Here is a 12,506-nt window from a genome sequence, read left to right as displayed (position 1 = left end):
CCCGATGGCCCGCATCCGCCTCGACCATATCCGCCACGCCTACACGCCCGAACTCGCGCGCGCCGGCAACTATGCCCTGCGCGAGATCGACCACGCCTTCGAGGACGGCGGCGCCTATGCGCTGCTGGGGCCCTCCGGTTGCGGGAAGACGACGCTTCTCAACATCATCTCCGGGCTGCTGACGCCCTCGGAAGGCAACATCCATTTCGACGAACGCGACGTGACGATGCTGGCGCCCGAACAGCGCAACATCGCGCAGGTGTTCCAGTTTCCGGTGATCTACGACACGATGACCGTGGCCCAGAACCTCGCCTTCCCCTTGCGAAACCGCAAGGTGCCGGAGCGGGAGATCGAGATCCGCGTGCGCGAGATGCTGCATCGCATCGGCCTCGACGCCAAGGCCGACCGCAAGGCGCGCGGCCTGACGGCCGACGAGAAACAGAAGATCTCGCTCGGTCGCGGCCTCGTGCGCTCCGACGTCAACGCCATTCTCTTCGACGAGCCGCTGACGGTGATCGACCCGCACATGAAATGGGTGCTGCGCTCGCTTCTGAAGGAGCTGCATCGCGAGTTCCGCATGACGATGGTCTACGTCACGCACGACCAGACGGAAGCGCTAACCTTCGCCGAGAAGGTGGTCGTTATGTATGACGGCGAAGTCGTGCAGATCGGCACGCCGGAAGAGCTTTTCGAGCGCCCGCGCCATACGTTCGTCGGCTATTTCATCGGCTCGCCCGGCATGAACGTGATGGATTGCAAGGTGGAGAACGGCGAGGCGATCGTCGGCGGCCAGCGGATCGCGACCCGGAACGCCGTCGCGCCGTCCGGTGCCGGCAAGCTGGAACTCGGCATCCGCCCCGAATTCGTGCGCGTCGTCGAGCGCGGCACCGCCGGCTCGCTGCCGGTGACGATCGACAAGGTCGAGGATATCGGCTCCGAGCGGATCGTGCGCGCGCGCCTCGGCGGCGAGAAGCTGGCCGCCGTGATGCCGGAAGGCTCGGGCCTGCCGACCGATGCCGCGGTGACCTTCGATCCCGCCGCCGTCAACCTCTATGCCGACAGCTGGCTGTTGCAGGAAAGGGCCTGATCCATGGAGAAGACCTGGAACAACAAAGCCTGGTTCATGGTGCTGCCGGTGCTGGTGCTCGTCGGCTTCTCGGCGGTGATCCCGCTGATGACCGTCGTCAACTATTCGGTGCAGGACACGTTCGGCAACAACGACTTCTTCTGGGCGGGAACCGAGTGGTTCACCGAAATCCTGCACTCCCAGCGCTTCCACGACGCGCTGATCCGCAATCTCGCCTTCTCGGCGATCATCCTCGCCATCGAGATCCCGCTCGGCATTCTCGTGGCGCTGGCCATGCCGAAGAAGGGCATCTGGGTTCCCGTCTGCCTCGTGCTGATGGCGCTGCCGCTGCTCATTCCGTGGAACGTGGTGGGCACGATCTGGCAGGTGTTCGGGCGCACCGACATCGGCCTCCTCGGCCACACGATGGCGGCGCTCGGCTTCGACTACAACTACGTGCAGGACCCCGTCGACGCCTGGGTGACGGTGATCGTCATGGACGTCTGGCACTGGACGAGCCTCGTGGTGCTCCTCTGCTATGCAGGCCTCGTCTCGATCCCCGACGCCTTCTATCAGGCTGCCAAGATCGACGGCGCCTCGCGCTGGGCCGTGTTCCGCTACATTCAGCTGCCGAAGATGGGCCGCGTGCTGCTCATCGCCGTGCTGCTGCGCTTCATGGACAGTTTCATGATCTACACCGAGCCCTTCGTCGTCACCGGCGGCGGCCCTGGCAACTCGACGACCTTCCTGTCGATCGATCTCGTGAAGGTGGCGGTCGGTCAGTTCGACGTCGGCCCGGCGGCGGCGATGAGCCTCGTATACTTCCTCATCATCCTCCTGATGTCGTGGATCTTCTACACGGTCATGACCAATGCCGGCACCGACAAGCCGAATGAGGGAGCAGGCCATTGAGCGCCACCGCCTCGCCCCGCCTCACCGAGCGCGCCGGCACCATTCCGCCGGCCCTTCATTCGGAAGACGCGCTGAAGGCGCGTGCGCGTCAGGCCTCCGGCGGCTTCCGCCCGAAGGCCCTGATCCCCGCGATCTACATCCTGTTCCTGCTCCTGCCGATCTACTGGCTGGTGAACATGAGCTTCAAGACGAACGAGGAGATCGTCTCGGCCTTCACGCTCTGGCCGGCGAACCCGACGCTCCAGAACTACCGGACGATCTTCACCGATCCGTCCTGGTACAACGGCTACATCAACTCGATCATCTATGTCGTTATGAACATGGTGATTTCGGTCTCCGCAGCCTTGCCGGCGGCCTACGCCTTCTCGCGCTACCGGTTCCTCGGCGACAAGCACCTGTTCTTCTGGCTGCTGACCAACCGCATGGCGCCGCCGGCCGTTTTCGTCCTGCCCTTCTTCCAGCTCTATTCCGCCTTCGGCCTCATCGACACGCACATCGCGGTGGCGCTGGCGCACTGCCTGTTCAACGTGCCGCTGGCCGTGTGGATTCTCGAAGGCTTCATGTCGGGCGTGCCGAAGGAGATCGACGAGACCGCCTATATCGACGGCTACTCGTTCCCGCGCTTCTTCTTCAAGATCTTCATGCCGCTCATCGCGTCGGGCATCGGCGTCGCCGCCTTCTTCTGCTTCATGTTCTCCTGGGTCGAACTGCTCATCGCGCGCACGCTGACGGTGACCGACGCCAAGCCGATCTCGGCGATCATGACACGCACCGTCTCGGCGTCCGGCATGGACTGGGGGGTGCTGGCCGCCGCCGGCGCCCTCACCATCATCCCCGGCGCGATCGTCATCTGGTTCGTGCGCAACTACATCGCTAAGGGCTTCGCCCTGGGTCGCGTTTGAGAGGGCCGATCGATGAACTTCACATGGATGGCCTGGACCTGGACGACCGCAGCCTTCTTTCTCTCGATCCTCGGGCTGCTCGTGATGATGAGCGTCTGGGAGGCGGCCTCGCCCGGGGGGCATCCGCGCCATGGGATCCTGCAGTTCGAGACGACGCGCGGCGACCGGTTGTTCGTGTCGCTGCTCGGCTCGGCCTTCATCTGCCTCGGCTCGCTGTTCTTCTTCGAGGACGCCTCGCTCTGGGCCGCCCTCGCCGTCTGCCTCGCCTATGCGGGGCTGGTGTTCCGCTTCGTCTGAAGCGGAACTCGTCTATCCCGCCGCGCGTCGCCGGGCGCGCGGGTTGGGAAGGTCGCCCTCCGGCATCTGGAGTTTCTGGGAGGAAACGATGATGAAGAAGCATTGGATGATGACGGCGGCAGGTCTTGCGATCTCGCTCGCCAGCGGCCCGGCCTGGGCCGACATGACCGCCGCCAAGGCGTTCCTGGACAAGGACATCGGCGAGCTGTCGAGCCTGACGCGCGCCGACCAGGAAAAGGAGATGCAGTGGTTCATCGATGCCGCGAAGCCCTTCGCCGGCATGGAGATCAAGGTGGTCTCCGAGAACATCACGACGCACGACTATGAATCGAAGGTGCTGGCCAAAGCCTTCTCGGACATCACCGGGATCAAGCTGACGCACGACATCATCGGCGAAGGCGACGTGATCGAAAAGCTGCAGACGCAGATGCAGTCGGGCGAGAACATCTACGACGCCTATGTCAACGATAGCGATTTGATCGGCACCCACTGGCGCTACAACCAGGTCCGCAACCTCACTGACTGGATGGCCGGCGAGGGCAAGGACGTCACCTCGCCGACGCTCGACATCGCCGACTTCATCGGCACCAGCTTCACGACCGCGCCGGACAAGAAGCTTTACCAGCTGCCCGACCAGCAGTTCGCGAACCTCTACTGGTTCCGGTACGATTGGTTCAACGACGAGAAGAACAAGGCCGACTTCAAGAAGGAGTACGGCTACGACCTCGGCGTTCCCGTCAACTGGTCCGCTTACGAGGACATCGCCAAGTTCTTCACCGGCCGCGAGATCGGCGGCAAGAAGGTCTATGGCCACATGGACTACGGCAAGAAGGATCCCTCGCTCGGCTGGCGCTTCACCGACGCCTGGCTGTCGATGGCCGGCAACGGCGACAAGGGCCTGCCGAACGGCCTGCCGGTCGACGAATGGGGCATCCGCGTCAACGCGCAGTCCCAGCCCGTCGGCTCCTGTGTGGCGCGCGGCGGCGACACCAACGGCCCCGCCGCCGTCTACTCGATCGAGAAGTATCTCGAATGGCTAAAGGCTTACGCGCCGCCAGCCGCCCAAGGCATGACCTTCTCCGAATCCGGCCCCGTGCCAGCGCAGGGCGAGGTCGCGCAGCAGATCTTCTGGTACACGGCCTTCACCGCCGATGCCGTGAAGAAGGGCCTGCCGGTGGTCAACGAGGACGGCACGCCGAAGTGGCGCATGGCTCCTTCGCCGCACGGCGTCTACTGGCAGGAGGGCATGAAGCTCGGCTACCAGGACGTGGGCTCGTGGACGCTGATGCAGTCCACCCCGACGGAGCGCGCCAAGGCCGCATGGCTCTACGCGCAGTTCGTCACGTCGAAGACCGTGGACGTGAAGAAGAGCCACATGGGCCTGACCTTCGTGCGCGAGTCGACGATCCGCGACAAGAGCTTCACCGAGCGCGCCAAGGACCTCGGCGGTCTCGTCGAGTTCTACCGCTCGCCGGCCCGCAAGCAGTGGTCGCCGACCGGCACCAACGTGCCGGACTATCCGAAGCTGGCGCAGCTCTGGTGGCAGGCGATCGGCGATGCCGCCGCCGGCAACAAGACGCCGCAGGAAGCGATGGATTCGCTTTGCGCCGAGCAGGAAAAGGTGATGGCCCGTATCGAGCGCGCCGGCATCCAGGGCGACAAGGGCCCCAAGCTGAACGAGGAGCATGACCTCGCCTACTGGGTCGCCGAAGCCAAGAAGGAGGGCACGATCGCTCCCCAGCCCAAGAAGGCCGATGAGAAGGAAAAGCCGATCACCGTCAACTACGACGAGCTGGTGAAGAGCTGGGCCGACGCCATCCCGGCGGCCGGCACCGACCCGGCCGCGGTCTCCGCGACGCCGGCGATGGCACCGGCCAAGTAGGCCGCGCATCGTCCGCATGACAGGAAGGGAGCCGGGTCCGCCTCGGCTCCCTTCATCCTTGCCAACCGGCGCCGGTTGGCGCACCGGTCTCGCCCCATCGTCTTGCAGAAAGCCGCCGCCCATGTCGGGATACGTGCTCGCCATCGACCAGGGGACGACCTCGTCCCGCGCCATCGTCTTCGACGATTCCACCCGCATCGTCGGGGTCGGGCAGCAGGAATTCCGGCAGATCCTGCCGCGCTCGGGCTGGGTCGAGCACGACCCGGAGGAGATCTGGCAGTCGGTCCTCGCGACCGTGAAGGCCGCGCTCGCCGACGCCTCGCTCTCGGCCCGCGACATCGCGGCCATCGGCATCACCAACCAGCGCGAAACCACGATCGTCTGGGACCGCGAAACCGGCCAGCCCATTCACAACGCCATCGTCTGGCAGGACCGGCGCACCGCCGAGATCTGCCGCAAGCTGGTGGAGGGCGGCGCCGAGGAGACCATCCGCGACAAGACCGGCCTCGTGGTGGACGCTTATTTCGCCGGCACCAAGATCGCCTGGATCCTCGACAACGTCTCGGGCGCCCGCGCCCGCGCCGAAGCCGGGCAGCTCGCCTTCGGCACGGTGGACACGTTCCTCCTCTGGCGCCTCACCGGCGGCCGGGTCCACGCGACCGACGCGACGAACGCCTCGCGCACCATGCTCTTCGACACCAGCGCGAATGAATGGGACGACGAGCTCATGCGCCTTCTTCGCGTGCCCGCCTCGCTCCTGCCCGAGGTGCGCGACTGCGCCGCCGATTTCGGCGTGTGCGACGCCTCGCTCTTCGGCGAGGCTATCGCGATCTCGGGGATCGCGGGAGACCAGCATGCCGCGACGCTCGGCAATGCCTGCTTCCAGCCGGGCATGCTGAAGGCGACCTACGGCACCGGCTGCTTCGCCGTCCTCAACACCGGGTCGGAGCGCGTCGCGTCGAAGAACCGCCTGCTTTCGACGATCGCCTACCGGCTCGGCGGGCAGACGACCTACGCGCTCGAGGGCTCGATCTTCATCGCCGGCGCCGCCGTGCAGTGGCTGCGCGACGGGCTGAAGATCGTCTCGCAGGCCGCCGAGACCGGGCCGATGGCGGCGCGCGCCGACGAGGCGCAGGACGTCTATCTCGTGCCGGCCTTCACCGGCCTCGGCGCGCCCTGGTGGGATGCGGAGGCGCGCGGCGCGATCTACGGTCTCACCCGCAACACCGGGCCGGACGAGATCGCCCGTGCCGCGCTCGAAGCCGTCTGCTTCCAGACTGCCGACCTTCTCACCGCCATGCGCCGCGACTGGCCAGAGGCGGCGAACACGGTGCTGCGCGTCGACGGCGGCATGGTCGCGAGCGACTGGACGATGCAGCGCCTCGCCGATCTCCTCGACGCGCCGGTGGACCGACCGACCGTCTTGGAGACGACGGCGCTCGGCGCGGCCTGGCTGGCGGGCCACCAGAGCGGCGTCTGGCCGGATCGCGAGGGCTTCGCCCAGCGCTGGCGGCTGGAACAGCGCTTCGAGCCCGGCATGGACGCGGTGACGCGCGGCCGGAAGCTGACGGGCTGGAGCCGCGCCGTCCGGCGCACGCTGAGCGAGACGGTCGGCGCCTGAGCCCTTCGGTCTAAACCGTCAGGTGCTTGCGCACCTCCGGGTCGTCGAGATCGGCGCCAACGCCTTCGAAGACGATCTGGCCACGATCCATGATGTAGACCTTGTCGGCGAGCTCCCGGCAGAAATCGAGATATTGCTCGACGAGGAGAACCGCGATGCCGGCCTCCTCCTTCAGGAAGCGAATGGCGCGGCCGATATCCTTGATGATCGAAGGCTGGATGCCTTCGGTCGGCTCGTCGAGGACGAGGAGGTTTGGCCGGGTCACCAGCGCGCGCCCGATCGCGAGTTGCTGCTGCTGGCCACCCGAAAGATCGCCCCCGCGCCGTCCCAGCATGGATTTCAGCACCGGAAACAGCTCGTAGACATGCTCGGGAATGTTGCGGTCGGCGCGCTTGAGCGGTGCGAAGCCCGTCTGCAGGTTTTCCTTCACGGTCAGAAGCGGGAAGACCTCCCGCCCCTGCGGCACGAAGCCGATGCCGCGCCGCGCCCGGCGATAGGGCGCCTCGCTCTTCAGGTTGGTACCGTCGAGCGCGATCTCGCCGCGGCGGATCCCCTGCTGGCCGACGATCGCCCGCATCAGGCTGGTCTTGCCGACGCCGTTGCGCCCAAGGACGCAGGTGATCTCGCCCTTCTTGGCCGAGAGCGAGACGCCGCGCAGGGCCTGCGCCGCGCCGTAATAGAGATCGACATTGGATACGGTCAGCATGGTCAGCGCCCCAGATAGACTTCGATGACGCGCGGATCGGCCGAGACCTGATCGAGCGGCCCTTCGGCGAGGACATGGCCCTCGTGCAGGCACGTCACCTTGACGCCGAGCGCGCGCACGAAATGCATGTCGTGCTCGACCACGACCACCGAGCGCGTCTCGGCGATCTCGCGCAGCAGGCGTGCGGTCTCTTCCGTCTCGGCGTCGGTCATGCCGGCGACCGGCTCGTCGACGAGCAGAAGCTCGGGGTCCTGCGCCAGCAGCATGCCGATTTCCAGCCATTGCTTCTGGCCGTGGCTGAGGTCGGCGGCGAGCGTGTGGCGCTTGGCGTCAAGCCGCGTCGTGGCGAGGATCGCGTCGATCTTCGTCCGCTCCTCCGCGCTTTTGCGTTGCAGCAGCGCCGTGAAGATCGAGCGGCTGCCGGTCATGGCGAGGCGCAGGTTGTCCTCGATCGTGTGGCTCTCGAAGACGGTCGGCTTCTGGAACTTGCGGCCGATGCCCATCGAGGCGATGTCGGCCTCGTCGTGGCGCGTCAGGTCGGTCGTGCCGTTGAAGTAGACGTCGCCGGAATCGGGCCGCGTCTTGCCGGTGATGATATCCATCATCGTCGTTTTGCCGGCGCCGTTCGGGCCGATGATCGCGCGCATCTCGCCGCGCGCCACCACCAGCGACAGATCGTTGATCGCCTTGAACCCGTCGAAGGTCTTGTTGACCCCGTTGAGATAAAGCAGCGTCTCGCCGCGCGGCGGACGAAGCTTCGCCTCGGCCTCGGCGCGCTCGGCCATCTGCGTGGCGAAGGGATGCGGCGAGACGCGGATCGGACGGGCGTCGGCGGGGTCGAAGTCGGGAAGCGTCATCGTCTTCACTCCGCGGGATTGGCGACGGGGGCGGCGCTGCCGGCCTCGGCCGTGCCCTTCTCGGCGCGGGCGGCGCGGCGGCGATCACCGAGCGCAGACCAGCCGTGGTCGATCGTGCCGACGATGCCGCGCGGCAGGAACAGCGTCACCACCACGAAGAGCCCGCCGAGGATGAAGAGCCAGGCTTCGGGCGCCGCGGCCGTGAAGTAGCTCTTGCCGCCGTTGACCAGCAGCGCGCCGATCACTGGCCCGAGGATCGTCCCGCGTCCCCCGACCGCCGTCCAGACCACCACCTCGATCGAGTTGAGCGGCGCGAACTCGCCGGGGTTGATAATGCCGACCTGCGGCACGTAGAGCGCCCCGGCAACGCCGGCCATGACGGCCGACAGCGTGAAGGCGAACAGCTTCACATGCTCGGCCCGCCAGCCGAGAAAGCGCGTCCGGCTCTCCGCGTCGCGCACCGCGACCATGAGCAGCCCGAGCTTGGAACGGGTGATGGCGCCGACCATCAGCACGAACCCGGCAAGGATGACGGCTGTGGCGGCGAACAGCCCGGCGCGGGTCGTGCCGGCCTGGATCGGAAAGCCCAGGATCTCCTTGAAGTCGGTCAGGCCGTTGTTGCCGCCGAACCCCATGTCGTTGCGGAAGAAGGCGAGCAGCAGGGCGTAGGTCATCGCCTGCGTGATGATCGACAGGTAGACGCCGGTGACGCGCGAGCGGAAGGCGAAGTAGCCGAAGAGGAAGGCCAGAAGGCCGGGCACCACCACGACCATCAGCGCCGCGAACCAGAACTGGTCGAAGCCCAGCCAGAACCAGGGCAGTTCGCGGTAGTTCAGGAACACCATGAAGTCCGGCAGCACGGCGTTGCCATAGGTGCCGCGGTCGCCGATCTGGCGCATCAGATACATGCCCATCGCATAGCCGCCGAGCGCGAAGAACGCGCCGTGGCCGAGCGAGAGGATGCCGACATAGCCCCAGACGAGATCGAGCGCGAGCGCCAGGATCGCGTAGGCGAGATACTTGCCGAGCAGCGGCATCATGTAGTCGGGGATGCGCAGCGGATGGCCGGCATCGAGCCAGAGGTTCGAGAGCGGAACGAGGACGGCGGCGAGGAGGAGCGCGAGCGCCAGCCAGACGACGCGAGGGCCGAGAAAGCGGGCGGTGATCATGCGTCGACGAACCTTCCCTTGAGGGCGAAGAGCCCGCGCGGCTTCTTCTGGATGAAGAGGATGATGAGGACGAGCACCACGATCTTGCCGAGGACGGCCCCGGCATAGGGCTCCAGCAGCTTGTTGACGATGCCGAGCGACATGGCGCCGACGAGCGTGCCCCAGAGATTGCCGACCCCGCCGAACACCACGACCATGAAGCTGTCGATGATGTAGCCCTGCCCGAGATCGGGCGAGACGTTGTCGATCTGGGAGAGCGCGACCCCGGCCATGCCGGCGATGCCCGAGCCCAGCGCGAAGGTCATCGCGTCCACCATCGGCGTGCGGATGCCCATCGCGGCCGCCATCTTCCGGTTCTGCGTGACGGCGCGCATCTTGAGGCCGGCCGAGGTGCGGTTGAGCGCAAAGAGCAGCGCGGAGAAGACGGCGAGCGCGAAGACGATGATCCAGAGCCGGTTCCACGTCACCGACATCAGCCCGACGTCGAAGGAGCCGGACATCCACGAGGGATTGCCGACCTCGCGGTTCGTCGGCCCGAAGATCGTGCGGATCGCCTGCTGGAGGATGAGCGAGACGCCGAAGGTCGCCAGCAGCGTTTCCAGCGGCCGGCCGTAGAGGAAGCGGATCAGGCCGCGCTCCATCACGAAGCCGACGAAGCCGGCGACGAGGAAGGCGAGCGGCAGCGCCAGCGCCAGGCTGTAGTCCAGCCATTGCGGGGCGTGGTCGCGCATCGTCTGCTGCACGACGAAGGTCGTGTAGGCGCCGAGCATGACCATCTCGCCATGCGCCATGTTGATCACGCCCATGACGCCGAAGGTGATGGCGAGACCGATGGCGGCGAGCAGCAGCACCGAGCCGAGCGACAATCCGTACCAGACGTTCTGGATCGCGGCCCAAAGCGAGATCGTCTGCGCGATCGCGGCGACACCGGTCTTGGCGGCGGCGGCGATCGCCGGGTCGGAACTACCCTCGACGCTCGCCAGAACGTTCTGCGCCGAACGGTCGCCGCGCTGCGTCAGGATCTCGATGGCGGCGAGCTTGTCTTCGCTGGGCGCCTCCGAGCGCAGCACCGCAACGGCGCGGGCCTCGCCGAGCTTGGTGCGGATCGCCGGAACGTCTTCCTTGGCGATCGCGGCATCGAGCATCGGCAGTTGCGCCGGCTCGGCATTCTCGAAGAGCGAGGTGGCGGCGCCGAGGCGGCGCACGGGATCGGGCGAGCCGAGGGTGAGCGCGCCCATCGCATCGGCGACGAGCGTACGGATAGAATTCTTGACGCGGACCTTTTCGAGCGCTGCCTTCGGCTGTTCGCCGAGGCTCGCGCCGGTGAGTGGATCGCTCGCCGCGATGGCGGCGCCCTTCGCCTCACCGATCACGACGCGCCCGTCCGTCTTGCCATAGTAGAGGTTGCCGTCGGCGAGCGCATTGAGCGCGCGAGCGACCTCCGGATCGCCGGTGGCGGCGAGCGCCTTGATGGTCGCCTCGGTGTCGTCGAAGCTCTTCTTGCCGCCGAACTGCTGGATGATCGCGGCCGGATCTGCGGCCTGCGCGTAAGCTCGCCCGCCCATGGCGAGGAAGGCGCCGGCCAGAAGCGCGAGCGCCACGGCAAGGACGTCGAGGAAGCCGGACACGGCTTCGCGGAGGGTGGTCGTCATCGGTCCGTTCCCTGTCGCCACGGACACGATGGCCCCGGCGCGGCGTCGAAAGGATGGAAAGAAGCAGGAGGCCCGATCCGCGGGGATCGGACCTCCCTGGTGCGACGGCCTGCCTCGGGAGACAGGCCGGGAGCCGTCGGCTCAGTTGGCAGCGGCCTGCGCGCCCGCGCCGCCGCACTTGCCGGTGGCCGTGTTGAAGTTTCCGCAGGACATCGGCGCGCGCCAGTCGGCGATCAGCGGCTTCGATTCCGGCAGGAAGTCGGACCATTCGTCGCCGAGCACCAGGCCGGGCGTCTCGTAGACGACCTCGAACTGGCCATCGTCCTGGATCTCGCCGATCAGCACCGGCTTGGTGATGTGATGGTTGGCGCCCATCGACGAGTAGCCACCGGTGAGGTTGGGCACGGAAACGCCCACCATCGCGTCGATCACTGCGTCGGGATCGACCGTGCCGGCCTTCTCGACCGCCTTCACCCACATGTTGAAGCCGATGTAATGGGCTTCCATCGGGTCGTTGGTGACGCGCTTGTCGTTCTTGGTGAACTCCCTCCACTTGGCGATGAACGCCTCGTTTTCGGGTGTCTCGACCGACTGGAAGTAGTTCCAGGCCGCCAGATGGCCGACGAGCGGCTTGGTGTCGATGCCCGCCAGCTCTTCCTCGCCGACCGAGAAGGCCATGACCGGCGTCTGCTCGGCAGTGATGCCCTGGTTGGCCAGTTCCTTGTAGAACGGCACGTTGGCGTCGCCGTTGACGGTCGAGACCACGGCGGTCTTCTTGCCCGAGGCGCCGAATTCCTTGATCGCGGCGACTTCGGTCTGCCAGTCGGAGAAGCCGAACGGCGTGTAGTTGATCTTGATGTCCTCGGGCGCCACGCCCTTCGACTGCAGATAGGCCTCGAGGATCTTGTTCGTGGTGCGCGGATAGACGTAGTCGGTGCCTTCCAGCACCCAACGCTCGACGCCCTCTCCCATCAGGTAGTCGACGGCCGGGATCGCCTGCTGGTTCGGCGCGGCGCCGGTGTAGAAGACGTTGCGCTCGGACTCCTCGCCCTCGTACTGGACGGGGTAGAAGAGGACGCTGTCGAGTTCCTTGAAGACCGGCAGCACGGACTTGCGCGACACGCTGGTCCAGCAGCCGAACACGGCGGCGACCTTGTCCTGCGCGATCAGCCCACGCGCCTTCTCGGCGAAGAGCGGCCAATCGGAGGCGGGATCGACCACCACCGCTTCCAGCTTCTTGCCGAGCAGGCCGCCCTTGGCGTTCTGCTCGTCGATGAGCATCAGCATGGCGTCCTTCAGCGTCGTCTCCGAGATCGCCATCGTGCCCGAGAGCGAATGGAGGATGCCGACCTTGATCGTGTCGTCCGCAGCATAGGCATTGGCGCCGGCAGCCATCATGGCTCCCGCATAGGCGCCCAAGAGCCAGCCGGCTTTCGTGGAAA

Annotated in this window: 11 protein-coding genes; 6 read left to right on the top strand and 5 right to left on the bottom strand. The window is 66.5% G+C overall.

What is annotated here, in order from left to right; all coding sequences use genetic code 11:
- Positions 1-4: 4 nt before the first annotated feature.
- The 6 genes from AUL33_RS18050 (at position 5) to glpK (ending at position 6,680) form a co-directional block, all read left to right on the top strand.
- Complete coding sequence (locus AUL33_RS18050) at positions 5-1,087, top strand: ABC transporter ATP-binding protein (RefSeq protein WP_062211538.1); 1,083 nt, start codon at positions 5-7, stop codon at positions 1,085-1,087.
- A gap of 3 nt (positions 1,088-1,090) precedes the next feature.
- Positions 1,091-1,978, top strand: a complete 888-nt coding sequence (locus AUL33_RS18045) for a carbohydrate ABC transporter permease (protein WP_062211535.1) — start codon at positions 1,091-1,093, stop codon at positions 1,976-1,978.
- A 71-nt stretch (positions 1,979-2,049) separates the two neighbouring features.
- The gene (locus AUL33_RS18040) at positions 2,050-2,880 is read left to right on the top strand and encodes a carbohydrate ABC transporter permease (RefSeq protein ID WP_244492344.1); all 831 of its coding nucleotides are present in this window, start codon (positions 2,050-2,052) and stop codon (positions 2,878-2,880) included.
- Between the two features lie 12 nt (positions 2,881-2,892).
- Positions 2,893-3,177 carry a DUF2160 domain-containing protein gene (locus AUL33_RS18035; protein WP_062211532.1) on the top strand — a complete coding sequence of 95 codons (285 nt, stop codon included), beginning with the start codon at positions 2,893-2,895 and terminating at the stop codon, positions 3,175-3,177.
- A gap of 91 nt (positions 3,178-3,268) precedes the next feature.
- On the top strand, positions 3,269-5,059 hold the full coding sequence (locus AUL33_RS18030) for an ABC transporter substrate-binding protein (protein WP_244492338.1): 1,791 nt from the start codon (positions 3,269-3,271) through the stop codon (positions 5,057-5,059).
- A 121-nt stretch (positions 5,060-5,180) separates the two neighbouring features.
- Positions 5,181-6,680 carry a glycerol kinase GlpK gene (gene glpK / locus AUL33_RS18025; RefSeq protein ID WP_062211528.1) on the top strand — a complete coding sequence of 500 codons (1,500 nt, stop codon included), beginning with the start codon at positions 5,181-5,183 and terminating at the stop codon, positions 6,678-6,680.
- 10 nt (positions 6,681-6,690) lie between these two features.
- Here the strand turns inward: glpK and urtE are convergent, their stop codons facing one another.
- The 5 genes from urtE to urtA form a co-directional block, all read right to left on the bottom strand.
- Positions 6,691-7,386: an urea ABC transporter ATP-binding subunit UrtE gene (gene urtE, locus AUL33_RS18020; RefSeq protein WP_062211522.1), complete on the bottom strand. Its 696-nt coding sequence runs from the start codon at positions 7,384-7,386 to the stop codon at positions 6,691-6,693.
- A 2-nt stretch (positions 7,387-7,388) separates the two neighbouring features.
- Positions 7,389-8,171: an urea ABC transporter ATP-binding protein UrtD gene (gene urtD, locus AUL33_RS18015; RefSeq protein ID WP_062211788.1), complete on the bottom strand. Its 783-nt coding sequence runs from the start codon at positions 8,169-8,171 to the stop codon at positions 7,389-7,391.
- A 77-nt stretch (positions 8,172-8,248) separates the two neighbouring features.
- Complete coding sequence (gene urtC, locus AUL33_RS18010) at positions 8,249-9,412, bottom strand: urea ABC transporter permease subunit UrtC (RefSeq protein ID WP_062211519.1); 1,164 nt, start codon at positions 9,410-9,412, stop codon at positions 8,249-8,251.
- Positions 9,409-11,064, bottom strand: a complete 1,656-nt coding sequence (gene urtB, locus AUL33_RS18005; protein ID WP_082652714.1) for an urea ABC transporter permease subunit UrtB — start codon at positions 11,062-11,064, stop codon at positions 9,409-9,411. Before urtB ends, urtC begins: the two co-directional genes overlap by 4 nt.
- Before the next feature lie 141 nt (positions 11,065-11,205).
- Positions 11,206-12,462, bottom strand: coding sequence for an urea ABC transporter substrate-binding protein (urtA, locus tag AUL33_RS18000; protein WP_062211781.1), 1,257 nt, complete (start codon positions 12,460-12,462; stop codon positions 11,206-11,208).
- Positions 12,463-12,506 lie beyond the last annotated feature (44 nt).

Origin of the sequence: Aureimonas sp. AU12 (genome assembly GCF_001463705.1) — a bacterium.
In the GTDB taxonomy this organism is placed as follows: Bacteria; Pseudomonadota; Alphaproteobacteria; order Rhizobiales; family Rhizobiaceae; genus Aureimonas.
Note: the sequence above shows the minus strand (reverse complement) of the source record. Positions and strands in the feature narration are given on the sequence as shown.

Bases quoted from the DNA above. Each gene is read 5' to 3' on its own strand.
- urtD (WP_062211788.1), bottom strand. From the start codon at position 8,171: ATGGCCGAGCGCGCCGAGGCCGAGGCGAAGCTTCGTCCGCCGCGCGGC.
- urtE (WP_062211522.1), bottom strand. From the start codon at position 7,386: ATGCTGACCGTATCCAATGTCGATCTCTATTACGGCGCGGCGCAGGCC.
- urtA (WP_062211781.1), bottom strand. From the start codon at position 12,462: ATGATGGCTGCCGGCGCCAATGCCTATGCTGCGGACGACACGATCAAG.
- AUL33_RS18045 (WP_062211535.1), top strand. From the start codon at position 1,091: ATGGAGAAGACCTGGAACAACAAAGCCTGGTTCATGGTGCTGCCGGTG.
- urtB (WP_082652714.1), bottom strand. From the start codon at position 11,064: ATGACGACCACCCTCCGCGAAGCCGTGTCCGGCTTCCTCGACGTCCTT.
- urtC (WP_062211519.1), bottom strand. From the start codon at position 9,412: ATGATCACCGCCCGCTTTCTCGGCCCTCGCGTCGTCTGGCTGGCGCTC.
- AUL33_RS18030 (WP_244492338.1), top strand. From the start codon at position 3,269: ATGAAGAAGCATTGGATGATGACGGCGGCAGGTCTTGCGATCTCGCTC.
- AUL33_RS18050 (WP_062211538.1), top strand. From the start codon at position 5: ATGGCCCGCATCCGCCTCGACCATATCCGCCACGCCTACACGCCCGAA.
- glpK (WP_062211528.1), top strand. From the start codon at position 5,181: ATGTCGGGATACGTGCTCGCCATCGACCAGGGGACGACCTCGTCCCGC.
- AUL33_RS18035 (WP_062211532.1), top strand. From the start codon at position 2,893: ATGAACTTCACATGGATGGCCTGGACCTGGACGACCGCAGCCTTCTTT.